This window comes from Rhizobium arsenicireducens (genome assembly GCF_964021225.1).
In genome coordinates, this window is the sequence record NZ_CAXHYK020000001.1 from 2,549,437 (window position 1) to 2,575,798 (window position 26,362).

At 62.9% G+C, this 26,362-nt stretch carries 25 protein-coding genes; 16 read left to right on the forward strand and 9 right to left on the reverse strand.

The genetic code is table 11. The features are described 5' to 3' along the window. Positions 1–59: 59 nt before the first annotated feature. From glcF to ACWPVA_RS12770, 4 genes are read right to left on the reverse strand one after another with little or no spacing between them, the layout of a single operon-like run. On the reverse strand, positions 60–1,361 hold the full coding sequence (gene glcF, locus ACWPVA_RS12755) for a glycolate oxidase subunit GlcF (protein ID WP_454288045.1): 1,302 nt from the start codon (positions 1,359–1,361) through the stop codon (positions 60–62). 57 nt (positions 1,362–1,418) lie between these two features. Next, entirely contained in the window at positions 1,419–1,796 is a 378-nt protein-coding gene (locus ACWPVA_RS12760; protein ID WP_454288046.1) for a DUF4870 family protein, read from the reverse strand. Then, positions 1,793–3,013 carry a glycolate oxidase subunit GlcE gene (glcE, locus tag ACWPVA_RS12765; protein WP_454288047.1) on the reverse strand — a complete coding sequence of 407 codons (1,221 nt, stop codon included), beginning with the start codon at positions 3,011–3,013 and terminating at the stop codon, positions 1,793–1,795. The genes ACWPVA_RS12760 and glcE overlap by 4 nt, the downstream gene beginning before the upstream one ends. Beyond that, the gene (locus ACWPVA_RS12770; protein WP_454288048.1) at positions 3,010–4,449 is read right to left on the reverse strand and encodes an FAD-binding oxidoreductase; all 1,440 of its coding nucleotides are present in this window, start codon (positions 4,447–4,449) and stop codon (positions 3,010–3,012) included. Before ACWPVA_RS12770 ends, glcE begins: the two co-directional genes overlap by 4 nt. Before the next feature lie 141 nt (positions 4,450–4,590). Here ACWPVA_RS12770 and ACWPVA_RS12775 point away from each other — a divergent pair, with 141 nt between their 5' ends. Continuing rightward, entirely contained in the window at positions 4,591–5,487 is an 897-nt protein-coding gene (locus tag ACWPVA_RS12775; RefSeq protein ID WP_454288049.1) for a LysR family transcriptional regulator, read from the forward strand. A gap of 9 nt (positions 5,488–5,496) precedes the next feature. On the opposite strand, the gene ACWPVA_RS12780 is transcribed toward ACWPVA_RS12775, so the two are convergent. Further along, the gene (locus ACWPVA_RS12780) at positions 5,497–6,906 is read right to left on the reverse strand and encodes a DUF6880 family protein (protein WP_454288050.1); all 1,410 of its coding nucleotides are present in this window, start codon (positions 6,904–6,906) and stop codon (positions 5,497–5,499) included. Between the two features lie 144 nt (positions 6,907–7,050). Here ACWPVA_RS12780 and ACWPVA_RS12785 point away from each other — a divergent pair, with 144 nt between their 5' ends. Together ACWPVA_RS12785 and ACWPVA_RS12790 are read left to right on the forward strand one after the other, a co-directional pair. Then, positions 7,051–7,308 (forward strand): ribbon-helix-helix domain-containing protein, encoded by a 258-nt coding sequence (locus ACWPVA_RS12785; protein WP_454288051.1) that lies wholly within the window; start codon positions 7,051–7,053, stop codon positions 7,306–7,308. 3 nt (positions 7,309–7,311) lie between these two features. Next, positions 7,312–7,638 carry a type II toxin-antitoxin system RelE/ParE family toxin gene (locus ACWPVA_RS12790; protein WP_454288052.1) on the forward strand — a complete coding sequence of 109 codons (327 nt, stop codon included), beginning with the start codon at positions 7,312–7,314 and terminating at the stop codon, positions 7,636–7,638. Here the strand turns inward: ACWPVA_RS12790 and ACWPVA_RS12795 are convergent. Continuing rightward, positions 7,610–8,881, reverse strand: a complete 1,272-nt coding sequence (locus ACWPVA_RS12795) for a DUF3422 family protein (RefSeq protein WP_454288053.1) — start codon at positions 8,879–8,881, stop codon at positions 7,610–7,612. The two genes, ACWPVA_RS12790 and ACWPVA_RS12795, sit on opposite strands and share 29 nt — an antisense overlap. Positions 8,882–9,183: 302 nt before the next feature. On the opposite strand from ACWPVA_RS12795, the gene ACWPVA_RS12800 reads away from it, so the two are divergent. The 12 genes from ACWPVA_RS12800 (at position 9,184) to ACWPVA_RS12855 (ending at position 21,636) form a co-directional block, all read left to right on the forward strand. Continuing rightward, positions 9,184–9,864 (forward strand): hypothetical protein, encoded by a 681-nt coding sequence (locus ACWPVA_RS12800; RefSeq protein ID WP_454288054.1) that lies wholly within the window; start codon positions 9,184–9,186, stop codon positions 9,862–9,864. A 122-nt stretch (positions 9,865–9,986) separates the two neighbouring features. Then, complete coding sequence (locus tag ACWPVA_RS12805; RefSeq protein WP_454288055.1) at positions 9,987–10,829, forward strand: FadR/GntR family transcriptional regulator; 843 nt, start codon at positions 9,987–9,989, stop codon at positions 10,827–10,829. Then, positions 10,826–11,599: a (Fe-S)-binding protein gene (locus tag ACWPVA_RS12810; RefSeq protein WP_454288056.1), complete on the forward strand. Its 774-nt coding sequence runs from the start codon at positions 10,826–10,828 to the stop codon at positions 11,597–11,599. The genes ACWPVA_RS12805 and ACWPVA_RS12810 overlap by 4 nt, the downstream gene beginning before the upstream one ends. 13 nt (positions 11,600–11,612) lie before the next feature. After that, positions 11,613–13,043, forward strand: a complete 1,431-nt coding sequence (locus ACWPVA_RS12815) for a LutB/LldF family L-lactate oxidation iron-sulfur protein (RefSeq protein ID WP_454288057.1) — start codon at positions 11,613–11,615, stop codon at positions 13,041–13,043. 2 nt (positions 13,044–13,045) lie between these two features. Then, entirely contained in the window at positions 13,046–13,726 is a 681-nt protein-coding gene (locus ACWPVA_RS12820; RefSeq protein WP_454288058.1) for a LutC/YkgG family protein, read from the forward strand. A 137-nt stretch (positions 13,727–13,863) separates the two neighbouring features. Continuing rightward, positions 13,864–15,201: a glycosyltransferase family 4 protein gene (locus ACWPVA_RS12825; RefSeq protein ID WP_454288059.1), complete on the forward strand. Its 1,338-nt coding sequence runs from the start codon at positions 13,864–13,866 to the stop codon at positions 15,199–15,201. Next, positions 15,198–15,953, forward strand: coding sequence for an HAD-IIB family hydrolase (locus ACWPVA_RS12830; protein WP_454288060.1), 756 nt, complete (start codon positions 15,198–15,200; stop codon positions 15,951–15,953). The genes ACWPVA_RS12825 and ACWPVA_RS12830 overlap by 4 nt, the downstream gene beginning before the upstream one ends. A gap of 163 nt (positions 15,954–16,116) precedes the next feature. Continuing rightward, on the forward strand, positions 16,117–16,629 hold the full coding sequence (locus ACWPVA_RS12835) for an NUDIX hydrolase (RefSeq protein WP_454288061.1): 513 nt from the start codon (positions 16,117–16,119) through the stop codon (positions 16,627–16,629). A 162-nt stretch (positions 16,630–16,791) separates the two neighbouring features. Next, positions 16,792–18,297, forward strand: a complete 1,506-nt coding sequence (locus tag ACWPVA_RS12840) for an inorganic phosphate transporter (protein WP_454288062.1) — start codon at positions 16,792–16,794, stop codon at positions 18,295–18,297. Between the two features lie 15 nt (positions 18,298–18,312). After that, positions 18,313–19,050, forward strand: coding sequence for a 16S rRNA (uracil(1498)-N(3))-methyltransferase (locus ACWPVA_RS12845; RefSeq protein WP_454288063.1), 738 nt, complete (start codon positions 18,313–18,315; stop codon positions 19,048–19,050). Between the two features lie 165 nt (positions 19,051–19,215). Beyond that, the gene (locus ACWPVA_RS12850; protein ID WP_454288064.1) at positions 19,216–20,589 is read left to right on the forward strand and encodes a glutamate--cysteine ligase; all 1,374 of its coding nucleotides are present in this window, start codon (positions 19,216–19,218) and stop codon (positions 20,587–20,589) included. Between the two features lie 147 nt (positions 20,590–20,736). Next, positions 20,737–21,636 (forward strand): DUF937 domain-containing protein, encoded by a 900-nt coding sequence (locus tag ACWPVA_RS12855; RefSeq protein WP_454288065.1) that lies wholly within the window; start codon positions 20,737–20,739, stop codon positions 21,634–21,636. 134 nt (positions 21,637–21,770) lie between these two features. Here ACWPVA_RS12855 and ACWPVA_RS12860 read toward each other — a convergent pair whose 3' ends face one another. Continuing rightward, positions 21,771–22,070 carry a DUF1127 domain-containing protein gene (locus ACWPVA_RS12860; protein ID WP_454288066.1) on the reverse strand — a complete coding sequence of 100 codons (300 nt, stop codon included), beginning with the start codon at positions 22,068–22,070 and terminating at the stop codon, positions 21,771–21,773. Positions 22,071–22,266: 196 nt separating this feature from the next. Between ACWPVA_RS12860 and ACWPVA_RS12865 the strand changes: the two genes are divergently transcribed. Continuing rightward, entirely contained in the window at positions 22,267–23,220 is a 954-nt protein-coding gene (locus tag ACWPVA_RS12865) for a LysR substrate-binding domain-containing protein (protein WP_454288067.1), read from the forward strand. Positions 23,221–23,248: 28 nt separating this feature from the next. On the opposite strand, the gene ACWPVA_RS12870 is transcribed toward ACWPVA_RS12865, so the two are convergent. After that, positions 23,249–23,875 (reverse strand): TetR family transcriptional regulator, encoded by a 627-nt coding sequence (locus ACWPVA_RS12870; RefSeq protein ID WP_454288068.1) that lies wholly within the window; start codon positions 23,873–23,875, stop codon positions 23,249–23,251. 263 nt (positions 23,876–24,138) lie between these two features. Beyond that, positions 24,139–26,310 (reverse strand): catalase/peroxidase HPI, encoded by a 2,172-nt coding sequence (gene katG, locus ACWPVA_RS12875; RefSeq protein ID WP_454288069.1) that lies wholly within the window; start codon positions 26,308–26,310, stop codon positions 24,139–24,141. Positions 26,311–26,362 lie beyond the last annotated feature (52 nt).

Here is a 26,362-nt window from a genome sequence, read left to right on the forward strand (position 1 = left end):
GACCGGACCGGGGTCGGGCGGATGTGCCAATTGGGGCCATTGCGGCTTTGGCTTCGCCGTCAGGCGCCTAGCTTTGCCGGCCTTTCGCCGCCATAGGCCCAGTCGAGCAGTTCGATGGTATGGACGATCGGCACGGCCGTGCCCGATCCAATCTGCGTCATGCAGCCGATATTGCCGGCGGCGATGATGTCGGGCCGGGTTGCCTCGAGGTTCTTCACCTTGCGGGCTTTCAGCTTTTCCGAAATCTCCGGCTGCATGATGTTGTAGGTGCCGGCAGAACCGCAGCACAGATGCCCTTCGGCCGGATCGCGCACGGTAAAACCGGCATTCTTCAGCAGGATTTTTGGCGCCATGGTGATCTTCTGGCCATGCTGCATCGAGCAGGCGGAATGATAGGTGACGGTCAGGTTCTTCTTGTCCTGCACCGGCAGGTCGAGGGTCGAGAGATATTCGGTCACGTCCTTGGCCAGCGCCGACACGCGCTTCGCCGTCTCGGCATAGGCTGGATCGAGCCGCAGCATATGGCCGTAGTCCTTGATCGTCGTGCCGCAGCCCGATGCCGTGATGACGATGGCGTCAAGCCCGCCCTTGTCGATCTCGCGGGTCCAGACGTCGACATTGCGCCGTGCGCTGTCGAGGGCCTGCGCTTCGCGGCCCATGTGATGGACCAGCGCGCCGCAGCAGCCCTCTCCTTCCGGCACAACCACCTCGATGCCGAGACGGGTGAGTAGCCGGATGGTCGCGGCGTTGATGCCCGGATCGAGCACGGGCTGGGCACAGCCGGTGAGGATCGCCACGCGGCCGCGCTTCGCAGCCTTCGGGGCATGGGTCGCCGGGCGGGCACTGTCGCCGGCGGCCGGAATGCTGCGCGGCGCGAGATCGAGCATGGCGCCCATCGGCCGCAAGGCCGGGATGCGCTTCAACAGGCCGGCAAAGGGACGCCCCAGGCGGGCAAGGCCGAGCGCCGCGCGGAAGCGGGCCGGATAGGGCAATGTCATCGCCAGGATGCCGCGCGTCAGCCGGTTGATCAGCGGCCGCTTGTAGGTCTTCTCGATATGGATACGCGCATGGTCGACCAGATGCATGTAGTCGACGCCCGACGGACAGGTCGTCATGCAGGCGAGGCAGGAGAGACAACGGTCGATATGGGTTACGATCTGCTTGTCGGCCGGACGGCCGTTCTCCAGCATGTCCTTGATCAAGTAGATGCGACCGCGCGGGCTGTCAAGCTCGTTGCCGAGCGTTACATAGGTCGGACAGGTGGCGGTGCAGAAGCCGCAATGCACGCACTTTCGCAAAATGCCCTCCGCCTCCGCGACATGCGGATCGGCGAGCTGTTCGGCGGTGAAATTGGTCTGCACGTCAATTCTCCCGATAGGCGGCGAACGACTTCCGTCAGCGCCGTGGAATTCATAAGCCTACACCCACCAGGTCTCAGGCTTGGCGATCGCCTCGCCGGCGCTCGCCTTCTGCAGGCCGATGATGCAGCGAACGACGACCCAGACGATTGTGGCGACGGCCAGCAGCACGCCGACCACGGCGAGCGACAGGATGACGGAGACAAGGCCGTAAAGCACACCGATCCAGAACGTCCTCAGGGCATAGGTATAATGCGTTTCGACCCAACCGCCGGCTTTGCCCCGGTTGAGATGTGCAAAAACGATGCCGACCAGACTGGAAATACCGATCAGGAAGCCCAGGAGATAGAGGACATAGATGAGCTGGACATTGAGCTTGCCGGGCTCCAGCCAGCTATCGGGCCGCCGCGGATCGGGTGTGGTGGTCGGTTCGGTCATGCGGCGTCTCCTATTGCCATGCGGCCGGGATTGAAGATGCCGCGCGGATCGAATTTCTCCTTCACCCGCTGAGAAAGCAAGGCGACGGCAGGTGATTGCGGTTCGAAGGACGAGACCTGGGCCCGGACGGCACCCGACGCACGCATAAGCGTGGAATGTCCGCCACCGGCAGCCGTTGTGTAACGCCGCAGCAGCTCGGCTTCCGGATCGCCCTCGAGGCGCATCCACACCAATCCGCCCTGCCAGTCGTAGAAGGCGTCGATGCCGGCTTCCAGGCGAAGGGCGGCGACCAGCTTCCAGCCCTCGGACGGCGCGACCGAAACGCGCCAGAGCGGCCGAAGCGTACCATCGGCATAGGGGTGAACATCGCGGATTTCGCGCCAGAGTGACAGCGTATCGGTATTCTCAAGCCGCGACACTGGACCGAAAGCCGACATTGCGGATGCCAGCTTGTCGGCCCGCACAGCAACGGAAGCTTCCAGGCCCTCGAGGCGGAGCACGGTGGCTGCGCCCTCCGGCAGCCTGCCACCAAGGAAACGGCCGCGCACGCTTTCGGGCAGGTGGGCGGCGCCCGACACCTCGACCGACATCGTCATCGCCGCTGCAATGGCGCGGACCGCCTGCTCGTCCTCGAGGCCGGACAGCACGATGGTGACCGCCGTCTTCGGCGCCGGCAGGACCTTGAAGGTCACTTCCGTCAGGAAGCCGAGCGTGCCGTAGGAGCCGGCCAGCACCTTGACCAGGTCCAGACCGGTGACGTTCTTCATCACCCGTCCGCCGGCCTTGACGATTTCGCCATGGCCGTTGACGAAACGGACGCCGAGCAGATGATCCCGGGCGGCACCCGCGGTGAAGCGGCGCGGGCCGGAGGCGTTGGCGGCAAAGAGGCCGCCGATGGTCGGCTCCCCAGACGTGCCCATCATGCCGCGATGATCCGGCGGCTCGAAGGCGAGCGACTGGCCGTTCACCGCAACGGCTGCCTCGATCTCGGCGACGGGCGTACCGGCTCGGGCCGTCAGCACCATTTCGGCAGGATTGTAGGCGACGATGCCGGAGAGCCCGGCAGAGCTGAGGGCGGTCGCATTGGCGGTCAGCGCATTGCCAAAACCGGCGCGCGTCCCGCCGCCCGATATGGCGAGCGGCGCCGAACGTTCCGCGTGATCGCGGATGAGGCCTGCGGCTTCGATTTCTGTTGCTGGAAGCAGAAACGCGGTCACGCGGCCGTCCTCCCGTCGAGCGGGAAAACCTTGGAGGGATTGAGCGTCCAGAGGGGATCGAAGGCGGCGCGCACCGCCATCTGCTGGGCAAGGTCGGCCTCGGCATACTGATGGCGCATCAGGTCGCGTTTCTCGATGCCCACGCCGTGCTCGCCGGTCAGGCAACCGCCGGCATCGACGCAGAGTTTGAGGATTTCCATGCCGGCCGCTTCGGCCTTTGCCGCATCTTCCGGATCGTTGATATTGTAGAGGATCAGCGGATGCATGTTGCCATCGCCGGCGTGGAAGACGTTGGCGACGCGAAGGCCATAGCGATCGGTGATCTCCGAGGTCTTCTTCAGGACATAGGCCAGCTGGCTCAAGGGTACGGTGCCGTCCATGCAGATATAGTCGGCGATGCGGCCGGTCGCGCCGAAGGCCGATTTTCGGCCCTTCCAGATTAACGCCGATTCCATTGCCGACTGGCTTTCGCGCACCGTCTTGACGCCATGGCGCTTGGCGATCTCGACGATCGAGGCGAGCATGGCTTCCATTTCGGCCTCCGAGCCCTCGACCTCAATGATGAGCAAGGCTTCGACATCGAGCGGGTAGCCTGCATGGGCGAAGGCCTCGCAGATCTCGATCGCCGGCTTGTCCATGAACTCGATGGCAACCGGAACGATTCCGGCGCCGATAACATCGGCCACGCAGGAACCGGCAGCTTCGGCACTGTCGAAACCGAACAGCACGGGGCGCGCGCCCTCGGGCTTGGCGATCAGCCGCACGGTGGCTTCGGTGATGACGCCGAGCTGGCCTTCGGAACCGCAGACGAGGCCCAGCAGGTCGTAGCCGGCGCTATCCAGCGCCTTGCCGCCGAGTTCGATCACCGTGCCATCGACCAGCACCAGTTTGACGCCGAGCAGGTTGTTGGTGGTGACGCCGTATTTCAGACAGTGGGCGCCGCCGGAATTCATGCCGATATTGCCACCGATCGTGCAGGCGAGCTGCGAGCTCGGATCGGGGGCATAGAAGAAGCCGTCGCCGCCGACGGCATCGGAGATGGAAAGGTTGGTGACACCCGCCTGCACGGTCGCGCAGCGATTGGCATAGTCGATGTCGAGGATCTTCGTCATCGCCGAAAGGCCGAGCACGACCGCATCCTCTTGCGGAATGGCGCCGCCCGAGAGCGAGGTTCCGGCGCCGCGCGGCACGATCGGAATGCCGTATTTGTTGCAGTATTTCATCACCGCCGCGACCTGGGCCGTGGTTTCCGGCAGGACGACCGCGAGCGGCCGGCGGCGATAGGCGATGAAACCGTCGGTTTCGAAGGGAACGAGCTCGTTCGGCTCTTGCACCAGCCGTTCGGCCGGCACGAGTTCCGCGAGGTCGGCGACGATCTCCTTGCGCCGCGACAGGATCGCGGCATTCGGCTCCAGAAACTGGATGGCTTCGGACATGGATCCCTCCCCTGGCTCAGGCCACTTCGGCATACACCGCGCGGCCTTCGCCATCAATTGGTATTCTTTCTTTACCACTTCAACCAAAGTCGCGCAAATGTTATGGACTTATGACAAAATCGGAAAGAGTGGATTAGAGGCATGACCAATCTCGGCGATCTGGAAGTCTTTGTGCGGGTGATCGCAGTCGGCAGCATGTCGACGGCGGCGCGCGATCTTGGGCTCTCGCCGGCCGTCGTTTCGAAGCGCATCAAGCGGCTGGAAGATAGGCTGGGTACGCGGCTGTTGCAGCGCACGACGCGGCAGATCTCGCTGACCGAGGCCGGACAGGGGTTTCACGAGCGCGTGCTGGGCGTGCTTGCGGGCCTGGAAGAGGCCGAGGCCTATGCTTCGGGTCGCTCGTCGGAGGTCGCCGGCACGCTGAAGATCTCCGCGCCAACTTCGTTCGGCCGGCTGCATATCGCGCCGCATCTGAAGACCTTCATGGAAGCGCACCCGGATCTCACCATCCATCTGGTGCTGTCGGACGAATTCACCGACATTGTCGGCGGCGGCTTCGACCTTGCCATCCGCATTGCCGAACTGATGGATTCGACGCTGGTGGCGCGGCGTCTGGCACCTGTGCGCAGAATCCTCTGCGCCTCGCCCGACTATATCACCAGCCACGGCGCGCCAGAAACGATCGAGGACCTGAAGCGGCATCATTGCCTGCCGGCGCATAATTACGATGCCTGGAAGCTCGAGGGTCCGCAGGGCTCGATGAGTATCAAGCCCGACGGCATGCTGATCACCAATTCCAGCGAGGTCATCCGCGAGGCGGTGATCGCGGGCCTTGGCATCGCGTTGCGCTCGACCTGGGACATCGGTCCGGAACTGAAGACGGGAAAACTGGTGCAGGTGCTGCCGGCCTATGAGGGCTCGCGCAATGTTTCGCTCTCGGCTGTCTATCCGAGCCGCCAGTTCCTGCCGGCCAAGGTCAGACTGTTCATCGACTATCTCGCCGATCTCTACGGACCGATTCCCTACTGGGAGCTTTAGACCGCGCGATCACCGCAGGGCTTCAGGCACAGCACTCCAAAAGCCGAACTTCTTCGGATGGATCCGACGCAGATCGTCGACAAAATCATCGTGGTGCTGCAGGTGCGCGTCAGTCGGCAACTGGGGTTGGAGACGGTCAAGCTCTTTCAAATAGACGGCAGCATAGGGATAGGCAACGCCGATGCCGCGACGCAGGATGTCGCTGATCAGAACCCGGTAGAGCACGGTCGCGGCCAGCGGATGCAGGTCCGCCAGGGCCTCGGCTGCCGGCGCCAGATCCTCGTAATAGCGCCCTTCCCAATCGTCGCGGTGGCGTAGCACAAGCTCGGCCGCGCGATCGAGCCTTGGCCAGGAGACGAAAAAGTCGAGAGCGCCATAGATGTCCTCGGCATCCTCGACCAGTGCGAAGGCCCGGTCCATTTCGTCGAACTCGGCGAAATCGTCGAGCTTCGAGAGATAGAGCTTCAGGATCGTCGGATCGAGCGTCTCGGCAAATTCGCGCCAGCGTAGCTCCTGGGCATCGCCGCGCCGCTTCAGCTTGTCGAGGATTTCGGCTTCCAGCATGCGGCGCTCCCGGGCGCCATATTCCGGGCCGACGGAGGTCAGCTCGCCGCCAATGGCCAAAAGCCGCATGCCGGTCGGGCGGCGGCGCACCCATTCCAGCGCCTCTTCATGGCGGCCCGCGCCCTGGAGAAGGGCCGCGACCGTCAGCGTATCGCGGCGGTTCTCTGCCTTGCCCTCTTCGAGGGCCATATAGGCATCCACATCGCCCTGGCGAAGCGCGATCGCCTGGAGGAGATCGAGCGCGCCGAGCTTGCCCGGCTCTTTCGGCATGGCCTCGGCGAGCAAGGCCTTCCACGCGGTTGCGGCGGGGGTGGCGATCACCCCGGTCAGTTCATGCAGGAAGCCCGTGTGCTCGCCGTAGCGGTCGCGCCGGCGCAGCGTCTCGAACTGCGAGACGAGCGGCACCTGGTCCTGCGCATTCAATGAACGGATCAGTTCGGCCGCCGCCGCTTCCGCCTCGTCGAACACCTTCCACAGGCGGGCATTGTCGGACACCAGCCGCGCCGAGATCGGGAAGCGCAGGGCGAGGAAACGCAGGATGCGCTCCGCGCCGCCCGCCGCATCGACGCCGCCCAACTCGGAGAGAATGGTGCGCACCAGCCCGGCGAACTCGATGGCGAGATCCTTGGCGCGGGCATTGTTGATCCGCGTCTTCGCCTGCTCGTGCGTGTCCAGCCGGCGATCGATCAGCCGCGCCATTTCCGCCGGGCCTGCCTCGCCGGCCAGGGCCGCCTCGAGCCTAGCCTTCAGGGCCTTGTTGGCCGAGGCTTCCTCCAGCAGGATCTCGACCAGCTTGTCGAGGCCAAGGCCGCTCAAGCCTTTCTTGTCGAGTTTCGCACGTTTCTGCCGGGTCATTCCATTTCGCTTGTGCCGTTCATTGCCTTCAGTCGCTTATATCAGGCGGACGGCAACGGCGGGCAAGGGGATTTCGCAGGTGAACGCGAGCCAAGATTGCACTCTGCACGATCTCGCCCTAATCTGCTGGGCAGGAGAAAGCCCATGACTGTCACTGTATCGCTGAGTTTAGAACTTGCGGCCTTCGTCGAGAAGAAGGTCGAATCCGGTGAGTTCGCCTCACCTGGCGAAGTTCTGGCCGCGGCACTCAAGCTGCTTGAGGAACGCGACCGTTTAAGCCCTCTTTCGACTGATGCGCTTAAGCTTGCGTGGACGGAAGGCCTTGCCAGCGGTGATTTCAGGCCGCTTGATCTGGCCGCGCTGAAAGCCGAAGCGCGTAGACAGCATCAATCCAAGAGTTAGACGATGACGCGCATGCTCTGGTCTTCAAAGGCCCGGAGCGATGTGTCGGACATCTGGCTATGGCTTGCCGAAACCGCAAGTCCAGCAATCGCAGATGACAAACTGGACCGGCTCACGGCACAGGTCTTTGCGCTGGCCGCCCATCCGATGCTCGGCCCTATTCGGACGGACATTGCGGAGAACGCCCGGATGCTCGTCTGTGACCGCTGGCTCGTTCTCTATCTCATTGCAGACGATGGGCATGTCCACATCGTGAGGGTTGTCGATGGCGCACGCGACCCGGCGACAAGCCGCCGGGACTTCAATGCCCCTCGCCGTGGCTCTTCCTGATCCGCCTCACCACCCACCAGACGCCCAGCACGGCGAGCGGCACCGACAGTCCGGTGATCACCGCCGGGTCGACCGGCAGGAGGTCGTGGCTGATGGCCTTTGCGCCATAGCCGATCAGCCCGACGATGTAGTAGGAGATCGCCGCGACCGAGAGGCCCTCGACCGTCTGCTGCAGGCGCAGCTGCATCTCGGCGCGCCGGTTCATCGTGGCGAGCAGAGCGGAGTTTTGCCGCTCAAGCTCGACGTCGATCCAGCTTCGAACGAGGCTGGTGGCGCGCGACAGCTTGCGTGACAGGTTGGCCAGCCGCTCCTCGACAGACTGGCAGGTGCGCATGGCCGGCGCGAGGCGCCGCTCGAGGAAGGAGCCGAGCATTTCGTAGCCCGGCTTCGGGGCTTCATCCAGCGCCTTGACGCGCTCACGCACGATGCCGTCATAGGCGCGGCTGGCGCCAAAGCGATAGAGGCTGAGCGCGGCATTGGCCTCGAGCTCGGCTGCCAGGTTGGTCAATTCCGACAGCATGGTGTCGGCCTCGGCGCGCGCATGGGCCTTCATCCGCTGGGTGACGGCCGTGAGCCCGTCCTCGATCCGGCGGATGTCCGGCGAGAGCGTCTGCGCCAGCGGCAGGCCGAGCATGGCGAGCGTGCGGTAGGTCTCGATGTCGAGCAGGCGCTGGACGAGCGCGCCACGGCCTGCCTCGGAGAGGCTGCGGTCAACGACGAGAATACGGGTCAGCCCGTCGCCGTCCTGGCGAAAATCGGTGATCACGGTTGCCTGGCCGTTCTTGACATCGCTGTAGCAGAGGCTCGTCAGATCGAAGAGCTGCATCGCCGCCTCGACCTCCGGCCCGTCACGGCGGATCTCCAGCCGGATGCCCGACATCAGCGGACCTGGCGCGGAAAAGCCGTCGCCGAAGGGGTGGACGAGGATTTCGCCGCCGAAGGCGTCGGGTAGCGGGCCGTCCCAGAACCAGGTGGAGAATTCCGTGTGGCGCTCCCAGCGCAGCGTTCCCTGGCCCCAGGGCATGGCGTGGTGGCGGGCATTGCGATCGGGCACGGTGACGCCGCGCGCCCGCGACAGTTCGGCGAGCGCGCTGTGGTGCACGGCAGACCCGCCATCCATCATGAAGGCCAGTTGCACAATCACGCGTTCCGATTTCACCAGCGCATAGGGCCGCGCGTGGATCTCGCCCAGCGCCAAAGCCCGCTCCGGCGACACCGGAAATGCGAAACTACCCTTCCCCATCAAGCCCGTCTCCCTTTTACCATCCTTGCCTTCCTAGCAAATGCGCAAGGCAAGCGGCAGGGGGCCAGTTGATCCAGAGGGTAGAGATGGCACGCGATTGCGCCATCACACGAATACCAGTGCGGAAAAGCCATGCATCAAAACATAGCAATTCATATATTTATCTATTGTTGGCGAGCGCGAAGTCGACAAGAATGAATCGCGAGCACGCAGACGCCATCCCAACGGGGCTGCTCGGCGCGTCGATGCCTATCACGATACCGGCAGCGCTTTTCGTAACTGCCGAACAATGGAGAGATCCCATGAAGCGACTTATTCCGGCAACCCTGTTTGCCCTTTCGATCGGCCTGCCCGCCTTTGCCGGCGAGGTCGGCGACTTCGAAACGAAACTGCGCGCCGCCTATGGCGACTACCGAACAGCCCTGTTCACCACCAACATGGGCAAGGCCCCGGAATCGACGGTCTCGCTCGGCAAATTCGCCGTTGCCTGGTCCGCACTTTCCGCCGAGCCCGCGCCGCCGCAATATGCGGATGATGCCAAATACGTCGAAACGCTGGCGGCCGTGAACAAGATCACCGAAGCCGCGACCGCCGAAGTCGCGGCCGGGGAACTTCCCAAGGCACATGATACGCTGGAAGGTATTCGCGACCAGATCGGTGATCTGCATATCCGCAACGATATCTACAGCTTCTCCGACCGGATGAACGCCTATCATGCCCGCATGGAAGAAGTGATCGCGCTCGATCCGGCGGACGCTGCCGGCGTGCATTCAGAATCAGCAGTGCTGAAATACCTGCTCGGCGACGTCGTCGCCCATCCGCCGAAGGAGGCCGATGCGAGCTACAAGGAATTGCTCGGCGCCGTAGAGGCAAGCGTGGCGAAGCTGGAAGGCGCTTCCAAGAGCGGCGATGCCGCAGCGATCAAGGCTGCCATCGACGGGCTCAAGGCTCCCTATTCCAAGCTGTTCCTCAAGTTCGGCTGATCACTGCGCCGGGCGGCTGACGCCGCGCACCGCGCCCGTTTCGCGACTGACGAAACGCAACTGGACAAATTAATTGACCAATCCCTCGGCGGCTTGCTAAAAAGCCGCCAAGGGAGAATGTCGTGACGGACAAGGACGAAGGGCTTTTCGCCCAGATCAGCCATAGCCGCACCGCGAGCGAAGTGGTTCAGCAGATCGAACTGCTGATCCTCGATGGAGTCTTGCGCGACGGAGACCGGCTGCCCGGCGAACGCGATCTCGCCCAGGATCTCGACGTGTCCCGCCCGATCCTTCGCGAAGCCCTGAAGGAGCTGGAAGCCCGCGGCCTGCTGGTTTCGCACCATGGCGGCGGCACCTATGTCGCCGATATCATCGGCCAGGTGTTCTCCAAGCCGATCACCGAACTGATTTCCCGCCATGCCCGCGCCACGCGCGACTATCTGGAATATCGTCGCGAACTCGAGGGGCTGACCGCCGAGCTTGCCGCGAAGCGCGCCACCGACACCGACCGGTCGCTGCTGACCCGCATCGTCGACGACATGATGCGGGCACATGAGAGCGGCAATCCGGAAGAGGAACTCGCCGCCGACGTCGAATTCCACAACGCGATCGGCGAAGCGGCCCACAACATCATCCTGCTGCACACCATGCGCGCCTGCTATCGCCTTCTGTCGGAGGGCATCTTCTTCAATCGCAAGGCCGTATTCGCGCTTGCCAATGCGCGCGAGCGTCTGCTGGAACAGCATCTGGCCATCCATGCGGCGATCCTTTCCGGCGACGGCGAGGCGGCCAAGCGCGCCGCTCAGGCGCATATCGATTTCGTCATGCAGGCGGTCGAGGAATTTGCCCGCGCCGACGAATGGGGCCGGGTGGCGAAGCTTCGGCTGATCCGCCGCGACAACAATCCCCAGGGCACACGAACCTCCCGCGGCAGCGGCCCGGACAAGACGGAGACATCCCGATGACTGCACCCCAAACGCGTCCGCGCGTCGGCCTGTTCGCCACCTGTCTGGTCGATCTCTTCCGCCCGAGCGTCGGATTTTCCGCCGCAAAGCTGATCGAGGATGCGGGCTGCGAGGTGCATGTGCCGATGGCACAGACCTGCTGCGGCCAGCCGGCCTATAATTCCGGCGACCGCAAGGACACGCGCGCGCTGGCGATCCAGGTGATCGAACTGTTCGAGGGCTATGACTACGTCGTCGCGCCATCCGGCTCGTGCGCCGCCATGCTGAAGCACCACTATCCGGAAGTCTTCAAGGGCGATGTCAGATGGGAGGAGCGCTGTCGGCGCTTCTCGGACAAGGTGTTCGAGCTCGTTTCCTTCCTCACCGACGTGATGTTCGTGCCCAAGGTCGATGCGGCCTTCGACGGCAGCGTCACCTATCACGACAGCTGTTCGGGGCTTCGCGAACTCGGCGTCGAGAAGCAGCCGCGCAAGCTGCTGGCGACCGTCGAGGGGCTGGAGCTCAAGGAAATGGCCGGCAGCGACGTCTGCTGCGGTTTCGGCGGCACGTTCTGCGTCAAGTATTCGGATATTTCGGGCACGATCGTTTCCAAGAAGACGGCGAACATCACCGCGACCGGTGCCGACATGCTGCTCGCCGGCGACATGGGCTGTCTGATGAACATGGCCGGCAAGCTGAAGCGCGAAGGTTCGGCCGTCGAGGTCCGCCACGTCGCCGAGGTTCTGGCCGGCATGACCGACGGCAAGCCGATCGCCGGCTCGGCCAAGTGAGGGATTGAGAGCCATGCAGTTCACCTCCCCCCAGTTCAAGGACAACGCCGCCCGCGCGCTGCACGACCCGCAGTTGCAGAAGGCGCTGCAGAATGTCGAGAAGGGCTTCATCTACAAGCGTGCAATGGCCGTCGCCGCGCTGCCGGAATTCGACGCCCTGCGCGACAATGCCCGCGACATCAAGAACCATACGCTGGCTCATCTCGACCTTTATCTGGAAGCCTATGAGCAGAAGGTCACGGCCGCCGGCGGCCATGTGCACTGGGCGGAAAGCGCGGAAGACGCGCGCCGCATTGTCATAGACATCTGCCGACGGGTGAAGGCGAAGACCGTCACCAAGGGCAAGTCGATGATCACCGAGGAGATCAACCTCAACGAATATCTAGAAGCCCAGGGCGTCGAGCCCGTCGAGACGGACCTTGGCGAATACATCATACAGTTGCGCGGCGAGCATCCGAGCCACATCATTGCGCCGGCCGTGCATCTCAACAAGGAACAGGTGGAGGAGGATTTTCGCCGGGTTCACACTCATCTCGACGTCGATCGTGACCTGACGGCACCGGAATCGCTCTTGTCGGAAGCGCGCGAGGTGCTGCGCAAGCGCTACTTCCAGGCCGATGTCGGCATCACCGGCGCCAACTTCCTGATTGCCGAGACCGGCTCCTCGGTGATCGTCACCAATGAAGGCAATGGCGATCTCACCCAGACGCTCGGCAAAGTGCATGTCGTGGTGGCCTCGATCGAAAAGATCGTGCCGACGCTTGAGGACTGTTCGCAGATCCTGCGCCTGCTCGCCCGCTCGGCGACCGGCCAGGACATGTCGGTCTACACCACGTTTTCGACAGGCCCCAAGCGCGCTGAAGATCCGGACGGCCCGGACGAGTATCACGTGATCCTGCTCGACAATGGCCGCACCTCAATGCTCGGCACGGAATTCCAGGAAATGCTGCGCTGCATCCGCTGCGGCGCTTGCATGAACCATTGTCCGGTCTATCACGCGGTCGGCGGCCACGCCTATGGCTCGGTCTATCCGGGACCGATGGGCGCGGTGCTGACGCCGTCACTTTTTGGCGTGGAGCAGTCGGCCCACCTGCCGAATGCCTCGACCTTCTGCGGCCGCTGCGAAAGCGTGTGTCCGATGCATATTCCGCTGCCGAAGATGATGCGGCACTGGCGCGAACGGGAGTTCGAGCGGCATCTGACGCCGGCCGCCGCCCGCTATGGGATCTCGGTCTGGGCCTTCTTCGCCAAGCGGCCGAAGCTGTACCGCATGGCCACCTCCCTTGCTGCCTCGATGCTGTCCCTGCTCGGCGGCAGCAACAAACGGATTACCGCGCTGCCGCTGGCCGGCGGCTGGACGAAGTACCGCGACCTCCCCGCGCCCGAAGGCCAGACCTTTACCAAGGCCTGGGCGGCGCGCCTGGCGAAGCGGCAGGGAGCATGAACATGGACGGCAGAACCGCTATTCTTTCGAAGATCCGCGCCTCGCTGAAAACTTCGCGCGCCGACGACGACCGTCACGCGGCCGTGGCCACACGTCTTGCCCAGACGCCCAGGGGCATCATCCCGGCGCGCGGTCAATTGCCGGCGGAGGAGCGCGTGGCGCTATTTCGTGCCATGGCGGAGAAGTACAACGCGACCACTGAGCATATCCACGGCCTCGCCGCAGTTCCGGCCATCGTCTCGGCCTACCTCAAGGGAAACAACTTGCCGGCCGCAATCCGCATCGGCACGGATCCTCGTCTCGCCACCGCGCCATGGGCCAGCCAAGCAACGCTGGAGATCCGCCACGGCGCCTCCGACGGCCAGGATCTCGCCGCAGTCAGCCACGCCTTCGGCGCCGTCGCCGAGACCGGCACGCTTGCGGTGCTTTCCGGTCCCGACAATCCGGTGACCCTCAACTTCTTGCCCGAGCATCACATCGTCGTCGTCAACGCCGAAGAGATCGCCGGTGACATGGAGAATATCTGGGCACGCCTGCGCGTCCTGAAGGGCTCGGCGATGCCGCGCACGGTGAATTTCATCACCGGGCCATCACGCTCGGCCGACATCGAGCAGACCCTGCTGCTCGGCGCCCATGGTCCGCGGGCGCTGCACATCGTGATCGTCGGCACAGCCGCCGATTGAATGCCAGTTGCGGGTTTCGCCGGCGCCGTGTTTGCCGCCCGCCCCTACAAGGAAAATAATTCTGCCGTGCGGAACAGTTTTGTTTCCTGCGCGTTTGCGATTTGCTTTTTTGGGGCGAATTTTCTATTGTGAGCGTTATGGCAATTTACAACGATGTGAACGCAGCGCCGCGGATCGCGCTCGTCTCCACCCACGGCTATGTTGCCGCCCACCCGCCGCTCGGCGCGGCGGATACCGGCGGACAAGTCGTCTACGTTCTCGAACTGGCGAAGAAACTCGCCCAGCTCGGCCACAAGGTCGACATCTTCACGCGCCGGTTCGAAGACCAGCCGGAAATCGACGAGGTCGATGCCGACGTGCGGGTTATCCGCATTCCCTGCGGCGGGGTCGATTTCATCCCGAAGGAATATCTTCACCGCTATCTCAACGAATGGAACGAGAAGGCGCTGCGCTACATCAAGCGCGAGGGTCTCAGCTATCTCTTCGTCAACAGCCATTACTGGGACGCGGGCGTCGCCGGACAGCGTCTTTCCGAAGCGTTGAACATTCCGCATATCCATACGCCCCATTCGCTCGGGCTGTGGAAGAAGCGGCAGATGGAGACCGACTATCCAGAGCGCGCCGACAAGTTCGAGGAGGAGTTCAACTTCAAGGAACGAATCCAGCATGAACTGATCATCTATCGCAGCTGCCAACTGGTGGTCGCAACGACCCCGATCCAGCTCGACATGCTGATGGAGGATTACGGCCTCAGCCGCAGTCGCGTGCACATGATCCCGCCCGGCTATGACGACAACCGTTTCTATCCGATGTCGGAAGCATCGCGACAGATGATCCGCCAGCGGCTCGGTTTCGAGGGTAAGGTGGTGATGGCGCTCGGGCGGCTTGCCACCAACAAGGGCTATGACCTGTTGGTCGATGGCTTCTCGGTGCTGGCGAGCCGTGTCGCCGATGCCCGCCTGCACCTGGCACTTGGCGGCGAAAACCTCGACGCGCAGGAGCAGGGCATCCTCGACGGACTGAAGAAACAGGTCGAAGACCTGGGCCTCACCGACCGCGTCCAGTTCTCCGGCTTCATCTCGGACGAGGATCTGCCCGACTACTATCGCGCGGCCGATCTCTTCGTGCTGTCGAGCCGTTACGAACCCTTCGGCATGACGGCGATCGAGGCCATGGCGAGCGGCACACCGACCATCGTGACGGTGCATGGCGGGCTGTTCCGTGCCGTCAGCTACGGTCGTCACGCGCTGTTCGCCGATCCCTTCGACAAGGAGGACCTGGGCATTACCATGATGAAGCCGTTCCGCCATCAGCGCTTGAGGGACAGGCTGTCGCGCATGGGCGCGCACAAGGCCCGAAGCCTCTTCACCTGGACCGGTATTGCCCAGCAACTGGTGGCACTGGTCGAGGGCCGACCGGTGGCGCAGGCACTCGAGGAGGCCGATTGGGCAGAACCATGGAACGACGGCGATTGAGACCGGTCCGTCTCTTTTCCTCCGATCTTGACGGGACGCTTGCGGGAGATCGCGATGCATCGCACCGCTTTTCCGCCTACTGGCGCGAACTCGATCCCGAGACGCGCCCGTTGCTGGTCTACAACAGCGGACGACTGGTCGACGACATCCTCTCCTTCACCCAGGAGGAGGGCCTGCCGGCGGCCGACTTCGTGATCGGCGGCGTTGGCACGATGATGGCGTGCGACACCGTGTCCGGGATGGAAATGGAGTACGCAGAATTCATCGCGGAGGGTTACGACGCGGCGAGCATAGCCGATCTTGTCGGCGACTTCCCCGACATGGCCCGGCAGCCCGACCGTTTTCAGCACGATCGCAAGTCGAGCTGGTACCTGCATGACGCGTCGACCGACCGGCTGTCGGACTTAAGCGATCGGCTCGAAGGCAATGGGTTCAAGGTCAAGATCGTCTACTCAAGCAAGCGTGACCTCGACATTCTTCCCGCCAATGCCGACAAGGGCAATGCCCTGGTGTGGCTCTGCCGCAAGATCGGCGTCGCTCTGGACGAGGTGATTGTTGCCGGTGACACGGGCAATGACATGGACATGTTCGCGCTCGAGAACGTGCGCGGCATCATCCCGGCCAACGGACACGACGAACTGAAACTGCGGTTTCCCGAAAGCAGCCGGATCTATCAGGCAAATGGGCATGAGGCCGACGGCGTGGTGGAAGGCCTCCGCCAGTGGCTCGGGCAGCGCTCCGCACAAGGCTGACCAAAACAGGGAGCTTCGGTCCAAAGCCTTGACCGAGTGGCTGCAGCTCACAAAATAGTCGTAAATCCAGCGCATTGGACGGTTGGCTGTCGCTGTTGGCATGCCAACTCTCGGACGAATCAGAGTAAGCTAATTTCTTATGAAGCATGAGGCGTACAGACCCTTGACCATCATGAGCCGGATCGCATCGGACATGCAGTTGATGTTGCGGCGGCCGCCCCGCCAGCAATATGCGGCCTTGTGCTTTCGCAAGCGCAAGAAGCAATCCGCGCCCGAGGTCCTGCTCGTCACCAGCCGCGACACCGGACGCTGGGTGATCCCGAAGGGTTGGCCGATGCGGGGCAAGAAGTCCCACGCCGTTGCCGAGCGCGAGGCCTATGAGGAAGCGGGCGTCAAGGGCACCGTCTCCCGCGAGCCGATCGGCTATTACAGCTACCACAAGGGCATGACCGACGGGTTGAAGATCAATTGCCGTGTTCAGGTCCATGCCCTTGAAGTGAAGGACATGCTGAAGGACTTTCCCGAAAAGGGAACCCGTCGCCAGGCATGGGTAAGCTGCGAGGAAGCCGCGGCCCGCGTGCAGGAGCCGGAGCTCAAGGTCCTCTTTCATATCTTCGCACAGCGCTTCATCAACGGTGAAAACCGTGCTGAAGCCAAAGAAAGCGCTGAAAATTAGCTTGTCACAGAACTGTCATATTGAAGCAAAGAGCATTTGCTACTAGGCAGTCGGCACACAGGAGCACATCGGCATGGCCTTGCGGGCCCGCCGGCCTTCCTCCGCGACAGAGACATTTCCCCGGAGGCCGTCCTTTCGGCCCTCCGCAAAAGAGAACTATTGATGGCCAAGTCGACGCCGAAGCTCGTCAAGCCGACCCTTGACAAGGACCTGGACAAAATCTCCTTTGTCGAGGAAGCGGCGCAACATGTATCACGCACCTACGCACCGCTTGGCATCGGCCTGATCTTCCTGATCCTGGCCGGGCTGTTTTCCGGCCTCTACGTCATGAACCAGCCCGGTGCGATCATGGTGGTCGCAGCCGCCGCCATCGGCGCCTACATGGCGATGAACATCGGCGCCAACGATGTGGCGAACAATGTCGGCCCTGCGGTCGGGTCGCGCGCCATGACCATGATCACGGCCTTGATCATTGCCGCGGTCTTCGAGACTGCCGGTGCGATGATCGCCGGGGGCGATGTCGTATCAACGATCTCCAAGGGTATTCTTGACCCGGCCCAGGTTCCCGATGCCGATGTCTTTGCCTTTGCCATGATGGCCGCACTTCTTTCATCGGCCTTGTGGCTCAATCTGGCGACCTGGATCGGCGCGCCGGTTTCCACCACTCATTCCGTGGTCGGCGGCGTCATGGGGGCCGGCATCGCGGCCGCGGGCTTCGCGGCGGTCAACTGGGGCTCGATGGCCGGGATTGCCGCTAGCTGGATCATATCGCCCTTGCTCGGCGGCGTGATCGCGGCGATGTTCCTGGCCTTTATCAAGGAATTCATCATCTACCGCCACGACAAGATCGCCGCGGCCAAGCGCTGGGTTCCCGTGCTCAATGCCTTGATGTTGGGGGCATTCGCCGCCTATCTGGCGCTCAAGGGGCTGAATAGACTTATCTCCATCAGCCTCGGCACGGCACTCCTGATCGGCCTCGCCATCGGCGCGCTCACATGGCTGGCGAGCGTTCCGCTCATTCGGCGCCAGGCGATCGGCCTGGAAAACCGCAACCAGTCGCTCAGGAAGCTGTTCCGTCTGCCGCTGATCATGTCGGCGGCTCTCCTTTCCTTTGCCCACGGGGCCAACGACGTTGCCAATGCCATCGGCCCACTCTCGGCCATCGTCCATGCGGTACAGGCGCACGAGATTTCCGCCGAGGTAACCATCCCGATCTGGGTCATGGTCATCGGCGCAGGCGGCATTTCCCTCGGTCTGCTTCTTTTTGGACCGCGAATGATCCGCCTCGTCGGCGAGCAAATCACCAAGCTTAACCCGATGCGCGCCTTCTGCGTCGCGCTGTCGGCCGCCGTGACCGTAATCGTCGCCTCCTGGCTCGGGCTTCCGGTCAGTTCGACCCATATCGCGGTCGGCGCGGTGTTCGGCGTCGGTTTCTTCCGAGAGTGGTACACACGCAAGTCAAAGCGACGCATCGACTACATGCGGATGAAGGCCGATTTCTGGGAGATCGAGGATACACGCGAGCGCAATCCCGATGAACTGCGCCGCCGTTATCTGGTCCGCCGCTCGCATTTCATGACGATCGTCGCGGCCTGGATCATCACGGTTCCAGCCGCCGCCGGCCTTGCGGCGGTCCTCTATTGGATTATGTTCCAGCTTTTCCAGTAAGGCGGGACACGGGGTATGCGCGCGAACTACCGGATGCAAAGACTGCATGTCGAGGCAGCACTCGGTCCCGAGACCGCTGTCGAAGCCAATCCTGAGCAATTCAACTATCTCGCCAATGTCCTGCGCCTCGTCGAAGGCGCGGAAATTCTCGTCTTCAATGGTCGTGACGGCGAGTGGAAGGCAAGACTTACCTTTGCCTCGCGCAAGAAGATCCTTCTGGTCTGCGTCGAACAGACCCGCCTACAGCCGGCGGATTGCGATCTGCATTTTCTGTTCGCGCCGCTCAAGGTCGGGCGGATGGACTATCTGGTGCAGAAGGCAGTCGAAATGGGTGCCGGCCTGCTGCAGCCGGTGATGACCCAGCACGTGCAGGGCAAGATCACCAGTCTGGAGCGGCTGCAGGCCAATGCGATCGAGGCAGCCGAGCAATGTGGCGTGCTGGCAATACCTAAGGTCGCACCGCCGCAGAAGCTCAAGGATCTGCTTGAACGCTGGCCCGCCGAGCGTCGCATCATCTTCTGCGACGAAGACAGCGAAACGCAGAACCCGCTGCCGGCTCTGAATGCCATCAAGGAACGTTCGCTGGCGGTGCTCATCGGTCCCGAAGGCGGCTTTTCCGATGAAGAGCGGGCAATGCTGCGTTCCCTGCCCTGCGTCACCGCCATCCCTCTCGGCCCCCGGATCCTCAGGGCTGACACGGCTGCGGTGGCGGCGCTTGCGGTGGTCCAGGCGGCGATCGGCGACTGGCGCTAAGGGGCCAGTTCCCATCCATTGAGACATTGGTCGCGATCTTGCACAGATGGTGTTTTTTTGACCCGCATTTAAGAGATTTTCACTTGCACCGCCCCCAAATCCGGTCCAATCACCTTGCACAATGGGCCGGTGCGCGTGCCGGTGACGCCAAACAAGGTCTATTCCATGGCTCGTGACACCACCGACGAAACGCCCCTCACATCCGTCGCGCAATTGGCGGATTACCTTGCGTCAGGCGCCAAGCCGAAAGAGGCGTTCCGTATCGGTACCGAGCACGAGAAATTCGCCTTCTTCCGCGCCGACAACAGCCCCGTTCCCTATTTCGGCGAGGCCGGCATCCGGGCACTGCTGCTCGGCATGCAGGCCAAGACCGGCTGGGATCCGATCATGGACGGCGACAACATCATCGGGCTTGCCGAAGCGCACGGCATGGGCGCGATCTCGATCGAACCGGGCGGGCAGTTCGAGCTTTCGGGCGCACCGGTCGAAACGCTGCACGACACCTGCCGGGAATCGAACCAGCATCTGGCGGCGGTGCGCGAGGTGGCGGAGCCGATGGGCATCCGCTTCCTTGGCATCGGCGGTAGCCCGAAATGGACGCTCGACGAGACGCCGCGCATGCCGAAATCGCGCTACGAGATCATGACGCGCTATATGCCGAAGGTCGGCAGCCATGGGCTCGACATGATGTATCGCACCTGCACGATCCAGGTGAACCTCGATTTCTCCTCCGAGGCCGACATGCGGCGCAAGATGCGGGTCGGCATGAAGCTGCAGCCGCTGGCGACCGCGCTCTTCGCCGCCTCGCCCTTCACCGAGGGCAAGCCGAACGGGCTTTTGTCCTGGCGCGGCGAGATCTGGCGCGACACCGACAATGCCCGCGCCGGCATCCTGCCCTTCACGCTCAACGCCGATTTCGGCTTTGCCGACTATGTCGAATGGGCACTCGACGTGCCGATGTATTTCATCGTGCGTGACGGCCGCTATCACGACTGCACCCACGTGACCTTCCGCCAGTTCATGGCCGGTGGGTTGAAGGGTGAGATCGACGCCTGGGAACCGACTCTCGGCGACTGGACCAATCATCTTTCGACGCTGTTTCCCGATGTCAGGCTCAAGCGCTTCCTTGAAATGCGCGGCGCCGATGGCGGCCCGTGGCGGCGCATTTGTGCGCTGCCGGCCTTCTGGGTGGGCCTGCTCTATGACGACGCAGCCCTCGAGGCTGCGGATGCATTGACCGCCAGCTGGAATTTCGCCGACGTCAATTCCCTTCGCGACGCCGTACCGGCTGATGGCCTGAAGGCTGAGATTGCTGGCCGCTCCCTCATCGACGTGGCCCGCGACGTGGTTTCCCTATCGCGCCAGGGCCTCAAGAGCCGCGCGCGCCTCAATGAGGAAGGTCAGGACGAAAGCGTGTTCCTTGGCCCGCTGGAAGAGGTGCTCGCCAAGAAGTCGACGCTCGCCGACGACCTGCTTTCGCTCTACCACGGCCGGTGGAACGGTAAGGTGGAGCACGTGTTCGACGAATATCAGTACTGACCAGGAGCGGTTGCGCCCGTCCGCATGCAGGTCCTTGCCAAAGCATTGCGCGCACGGTGGGACGACATCGGGGAAAAACCGGTTTGCGCTCGGCCTTTTCCAGCTATAGTGCGTCGAATTGCTTTGCGAGCACGGAGAAGGACGCCGATGTTGCCACTTTTTGATATGATGCTGCGCGCTCAGAACGGAACGGCCATGGAGTCGATGGCCAGCCAGTTCAACCTGGCGCAGGAACAGGTAACCAAGGCCATGGCGGCACTGATGCCGGCCTTTTCCTCCGGCCTGAAGCGCAACGCTGCCAATCCTTATGATTTTTCCTCGCTGATCGGCGCCATGGCCTCGGGCAGCTATGCCAAGTATTTCGAGGACATGAACAAGGCATTCACGCCGCAGGGCATCGCCGACGGCAACCAGGTTCTGGAAAGGCTGTTCGGCTCGAAGGACGTGTCCCGCGCCATCGCCGCCCAGGCCGCGCAGTTCACCGGCGTCGGACAGGATGTGCTCAAGCAGATGCTGCCGGTCATGGCCGACGCCATCATGGGTGGCCTGTTCAAGCAGACGACCGGCCAGATGGCCGGCGCCAATCCTTTCGCCGGAACGCCGATGGCCGCGATGATGCAGCAGTGGCTGGAAAGTACTGGCTTTCAACCCAAGCCGGCGCCGCAACAGCCGAACATCTTCGACAATCCCTTCACCAAGGCATTCCAGGATATGATGGGCGGCGCCCAGAAGGCGCAGGCAGCGCAGAGCGCCAATCCCTTCTTCGACAATCCGTTCGCCAAGGCGTTCCAGGATATGATGACCACCACCTACGGCACGCAAGGTGCGGCTGCTGCCGCCAAGGATGCCGCGAAGCCCGAGGCCGAGGTTCCGCCTGCCGCAAAGGTATCCGAGCTGATGAACGCCATGTTCGACAGCGGCCTGGAGGTGCAGAAGAACTACCAGAAGAACATGGAACAGATCTTCGACAGCTATCTGTCCGCCAACGGGCAGAAGGCGCAGCCTGCGCCGGCTCCCGATGCCGCACCGGACAAGCCGAAGACCTGACAGCAGGACGCAAAATCGCCGACCTGTCGAGCGGCGAGGTATTCTGCTGATGAAAAAAGCCCGGCATGGCGGACCATTACCGGGCAAGAGGCAGGGCTTATTGGCTGTCGCCCTGCGGGGATGGAACGTTCGCCTCAATCGAGCGGCAAGCCGCGAAGCGCACGCTGCGAACGGGAGCGAGCCGAGCGCGACAGATGCTGCGAAGGATCGTCCGCGATGCCGGAAGACCTCAGGATCTGCTCGACATCGGAGCGGCAAAGACCGATGTCCCTCAGCTGGAAGTCGTCGAGGTCGGCAAGGCGGTTCGCAGCGCGTCGATTGCGGGCAGCACGCCAGACGGACTTCACGCGTGCGGTCGCCGCAACAAGGCGCGCGATCAGCGCATCCCGCGGTTCCGCGATATCGAGTTCGATCATCCGTTCGGTCGTGCGCATGGCTTTGTCCCTTCGATTGGCACGAGTCTTGGTCGCCCCTGCCGCGGTGGCTGGGGATCAACCGGTACTAGTCGGCTGCGCCCGAAGGCGCGGTCGGTGTCTGCTGATTTGCAGCCTCACAATGCTGAAACGGTATTGATCAGTCCAACGAATGTTTCTAATAGTTAGCATCAACCTTTCTGATGGATGTTCTCCCATGTCGGCGCCCCTCGATATTGACCAGCTCCAGACCTTCGTCGCCATCGTCGATACCGGCAGCTTCACCAAGGCCGCAGGCCGCGTATTCAAGACCCAATCGGCCGTGTCAATGCAGATGCGGCGGCTGGAGGAGCGGATCGGCAAGCAGCTGTTCATCAAAGACGGCCGCGGCAATCGTCTGTCGGCCGAGGGCGACAAGCTGCTGAACTATGCGCGTCGGATCATCCGCCTTAACTCGGAAGCGATCGCTGCCTTCGATGACAATCGCCTGGAGGGGACGCTGCGGATCGGCACGCCGGACGACTATGCTGACCGCTACATGCCGGAGATCATCGGACGCTTCGCCAAGACCCATCCGAATGTTGAACTCTATATCGTCTGCGAACCATCGGTCGACCTGGCTGAGAAGATGGCGAAAGGCGAACTCGACATCGCGCTGGTGACCCATAATCCGCAGCTCAGGACCTCGGATGTCGTGCGCACCGAGCCGCTCTGCTGGGTGGGGTCCGCCAACCATCCGCTGAAGGACGATGCGCCGGTGCCGCTCGCGGTCGGCCGTCGCGACTGCCAGTGGCGTCAGCTGGCCTGCTCGGCGCTCGATGCCGACGGCCGCAACTACCAGATCCTGTTCACCAGCTGGTCATCCACGGTTGTCGCCGCCGCAGTGCTTGCCGGCATGGCCGTCTCGGTCCTGCCGGAATCGGCACTCAGGAGCGGCATGAAGGTGTTGACGCAGAACGACGGCTTCCCACCGCTTCCGCCGGTTCAGATCGGCCTGATGAAGCGTCCCGGACTATCGACATCGCTGATGAATGCGATCACCGACCACATTTCGGCTTGTCTGGACAATATCACGCAGAGCGTCGTCGAGGATGACCTGGAAAGCGACGTGAAGGCCTTGCCGCGTCAATACCCGCGCCTGAGGGCCGGAAACATGATGCCGGGCTGGTAAGGGCTCGCCCCCGGGACAGCCGGATGTCTCAGAACTCGAACAGCGATCTGCGGACGGCCGCGAGCCATTCGGAGATGTAAACCAGCGCCTCGGCCTCGCCTTGCGACATAGCATAGCGAATGGTAGCGCCGCTCAGATAGAGAAAGATCCGGATCCGGGCCTTGAATTCAGCGTGATGCTCCTCGGCCACCAGATGGATTAGCGAATCATAGATGATCTGAGAAACGTTCTGCAGGTGCTGGCTGTTGAGTTCGCGAAGATCGGTATCGGCCATACCGGCCATCCAGACCGGCAGATAGATCGGGTCGTCTCGATAGGTCTGGTAGAAATTGACCACGGCCGCTTCAGCGAGATCCAGAGCCTGCGCCTGCGATGGAGCATTCGCGAACATATCGCGCGCCATGGACTGGACGCGCGTCGTGTGCCGGTCATGCAACGCACGGATGATCGCCGCCTTTTCCGGGAAGAATTGATAGAGGGAGCCGATTGGAACACGCGCCCTGACTGCAATATCAGTCATCCTGAGCTTCGTGACGCCCTGTTCGGCGACGAGCGCGGACGCCGCCTCGAGGATTTGGTCGAGACGCTGGATACTGCGCTCCTGTTGCGGCGTCTTACGCAACTGCAGGCGCCCGCTTGGCTTCTTGGTACTCATTGCCCCCACTCCGGAACCCGCCATCGCGTCAGTTCATCACTGCGCCGTCCGGTGCACCTAGACGATGTTCTATTCCCTTTCCTTTAAAAGGGAAGTTCGGAGTTTAGCGATAGCCAAAACAGCAAGAAACGCACAGACGAACCGCTTCGCTTGATAACAAAGCCGGCGCCTCGACTTGCATCGAGACGCCGGCTTGGTCTTGCTTCACTTGCGCTTCTTCGGGGCCGCGATCGTCGCCCCCGAAGGAGACTGTCATTCCCCGATCAGGCGAGATCGAACCGGTCTGCGTTCATCACCTTGGTCCAGGCCGCAACGAAGTCGTGCACGAACTTCTCCTTGTTGTCGTCCTGGGCGTAGACTTCCGCATAGGCACGCAGAACCGAGTTCGAGCCAAGAACCAGGTCCACGCGGGAAGCCGTGTACTTGGTCGCACCGCTCTTGCGATCGCGGATGTCATAGGAGTTGCTACCGGTCGGGACCCAAGTATAGGCCATGTCCGTCAGCGTGTTGAAGAAGTCGTTGGTCAGCGCACCGACACGGTCGGTGAACACGCCGTGCGCCGTGCCGCCGTAGTTGGTGCCGAGTACGCGCATGCCGCCGATGAGCACGGTCAGTTCCGGGGCGGTGAGCCCCATCAGTTGAGCGCGGTCGAGCAACATTTCTTCAGGGCTGACGACATAGTCCTTCTTCTGCCAGTTGCGGAAGCCATCGGCGAGCGGCTCGAGCACGGCGAAGCCGTCCGCATCCGTCTGCTCTGCGGTCGCATCGCCACGACCCGGCGCGAAAGGAACTTCGACGTCGAAGCCTGCCGCCTTTGCCGCCAGTTCGACACCGACATTGCCGGCCAGAACGATGACGTCGGCAAGACTTGCGCCGGTTTCAGACGCAATACCTTCGAGGACCGCCAGAACCTTGGCAAGGCGGGCGGGCTCATTGCCTTCCCAGTCCTTCTGCGGAGCGAGGCGGATGCGGGCACCGTTTGCACCGCCGCGCTTGTCAGAACCACGGAAGGTGCGGGCGCTGTCCCAGGCGGTGGAGACCATCTCGGCGATGGTCAGGCCGCTGTTGATGATCTTGGCCTTGACCGCGACGACGTCATAGTCCGTGCGGCCGGCCGGGATCGGATCCTGCCAGATCAGGTCTTCGGCCGGAACGTCCGGGCCGAAATAACGCGACTTCGGGCCGACGTCGCGGTGGGTCAGCTTGAACCAGGCGCGAGCGAAGGCGTCCGAGAAAGCCGCAAAGTCGTCCCTGAACTTCAGGGAGATCTCGCGATAGATCGGGTCGACCTTCAGCGCCATGTCCGCATCGGTCATCATCGGCATGACGCGGATCGAGGGATCCTCGACGTCGACCGGCTTGTCCTCATCGGCAATGGTGATCGGCGCCCACTGGGAGGCCCCCGCCGGGCTGTGCGTCAGTGTCCATTCATGCTTGAACAGCATCTCGAAGAAGCCGTTGTCCCACTTCGTCGGCTCGGCAGTCCAGGCGCCCTCGATGCCCGAGACGACGGTGTCGCGGCCGATGCCGCGGCCCTTGGTGTTCATCCAGCCAAGGCCCTGGAATTCCGGGGCGGCGGCTTCCGGATCGGGGCTGAGGTTGCGCGGGTCGCCGTTGCCGTGAGACTTGCCGATCGTGTGGCCGCCGGCGGTGAGCGCCACGGTTTCCTCGTCGTTCATGCCCATGCGGGCAAACGTCTCGCGCATCTGCGCGGCGGTCGCCAGCGGATCGGACTTGCCGTTGACGCCTTCGGGATTGACGTAGATGAGACCCATCTGCACGGCGGCGAGCGGGTTTTCGAGCGTGTCCGGCTTGGTCACGTCACCATAGCGACCGTCGCTCGGTGCCAGCCATTCCTTCTCGTCACCCCAGTAGGTGTCCTTTTCCGGATGCCAGATGTCCTCGCGGCCAAAGGCAAAGCCGAAGGTCTTCAGGCCGGCGACGTCGTAGGCCATGGTGCCGGCAAGCGCGATCAGGTCAGCCCAGGAAATCTTGTTGCCGTACTTCTTCTTGATCGGCCAGAGCAGGCGGCGACCCTTGTCGGTGTTGACATTGTCCGGCCAGGAATTGAGCGGGGCGAAGCGCTGGTTGCCGGTGTTGGCGCCGCCTCGGCCGTCGGTGACGCGGTAGGAGCCGGCGGCGTGCCAGGTGACGCGGGCCATCATGCCGACATAGGAGCCCCAGTCGGCCGGCCACCATTCCTGGCTGTCGAGCATCAGCGCGCGAAGGTCAGCCTTGAGCGCCTCGACGTCGAGCTTCTTCAGCTCTTCGCGATAGTTGAAATTCGGGCCCAGCGGGTTGGTCTTGGTATCGTGCTGATGCAGGATGTCGAGGTTCAGCGCATTTGGCCACCAGTCCATGACAGACTTGCCCATGGCGGTGTTGCCGCCGTGCATTACCGGACACTTACCGGTCGATTTCACGTGCTCGTTCATATTGGCCTCCTGTTTTTGGTAGTAACAAGTAATCTGGTGCCCACAATCGCCG

Coding starts and splice junctions, on each gene's coding strand:
- ACWPVA_RS12760 (WP_454288046.1), bottom strand. CDS start 1,796: ATGACCGAACCGACCACCACACCCGATCCGCGGCGGCCCGATAGCTGG.
- ACWPVA_RS12770 (WP_454288048.1), bottom strand. CDS start 4,449: ATGTCCGAAGCCATCCAGTTTCTGGAGCCGAATGCCGCGATCCTGTCG.
- ACWPVA_RS12775 (WP_454288049.1), top strand. CDS start 4,591: ATGACCAATCTCGGCGATCTGGAAGTCTTTGTGCGGGTGATCGCAGTC.
- ACWPVA_RS12780 (WP_454288050.1), bottom strand. CDS start 6,906: ATGACCCGGCAGAAACGTGCGAAACTCGACAAGAAAGGCTTGAGCGGC.
- ACWPVA_RS12785 (WP_454288051.1), top strand. CDS start 7,051: ATGACTGTCACTGTATCGCTGAGTTTAGAACTTGCGGCCTTCGTCGAG.
- ACWPVA_RS12790 (WP_454288052.1), top strand. CDS start 7,312: ATGACGCGCATGCTCTGGTCTTCAAAGGCCCGGAGCGATGTGTCGGAC.
- ACWPVA_RS12795 (WP_454288053.1), bottom strand. CDS start 8,881: ATGGGGAAGGGTAGTTTCGCATTTCCGGTGTCGCCGGAGCGGGCTTTG.
- ACWPVA_RS12800 (WP_454288054.1), top strand. CDS start 9,184: ATGAAGCGACTTATTCCGGCAACCCTGTTTGCCCTTTCGATCGGCCTG.
- ACWPVA_RS12810 (WP_454288056.1), top strand. CDS start 10,826: ATGACTGCACCCCAAACGCGTCCGCGCGTCGGCCTGTTCGCCACCTGT.
- ACWPVA_RS12815 (WP_454288057.1), top strand. CDS start 11,613: ATGCAGTTCACCTCCCCCCAGTTCAAGGACAACGCCGCCCGCGCGCTG.
- ACWPVA_RS12820 (WP_454288058.1), top strand. CDS start 13,046: ATGGACGGCAGAACCGCTATTCTTTCGAAGATCCGCGCCTCGCTGAAA.
- ACWPVA_RS12825 (WP_454288059.1), top strand. CDS start 13,864: ATGGCAATTTACAACGATGTGAACGCAGCGCCGCGGATCGCGCTCGTC.
- ACWPVA_RS12840 (WP_454288062.1), top strand. CDS start 16,792: ATGGCCAAGTCGACGCCGAAGCTCGTCAAGCCGACCCTTGACAAGGAC.
- ACWPVA_RS12845 (WP_454288063.1), top strand. CDS start 18,313: ATGCGCGCGAACTACCGGATGCAAAGACTGCATGTCGAGGCAGCACTC.
- ACWPVA_RS12850 (WP_454288064.1), top strand. CDS start 19,216: ATGGCTCGTGACACCACCGACGAAACGCCCCTCACATCCGTCGCGCAA.
- ACWPVA_RS12855 (WP_454288065.1), top strand. CDS start 20,737: ATGTTGCCACTTTTTGATATGATGCTGCGCGCTCAGAACGGAACGGCC.
- ACWPVA_RS12860 (WP_454288066.1), bottom strand. CDS start 22,070: ATGCGCACGACCGAACGGATGATCGAACTCGATATCGCGGAACCGCGG.
- ACWPVA_RS12865 (WP_454288067.1), top strand. CDS start 22,267: ATGTCGGCGCCCCTCGATATTGACCAGCTCCAGACCTTCGTCGCCATC.
- ACWPVA_RS12870 (WP_454288068.1), bottom strand. CDS start 23,875: ATGAGTACCAAGAAGCCAAGCGGGCGCCTGCAGTTGCGTAAGACGCCG.
- katG (WP_454288069.1), bottom strand. CDS start 26,310: ATGAACGAGCACGTGAAATCGACCGGTAAGTGTCCGGTAATGCACGGC.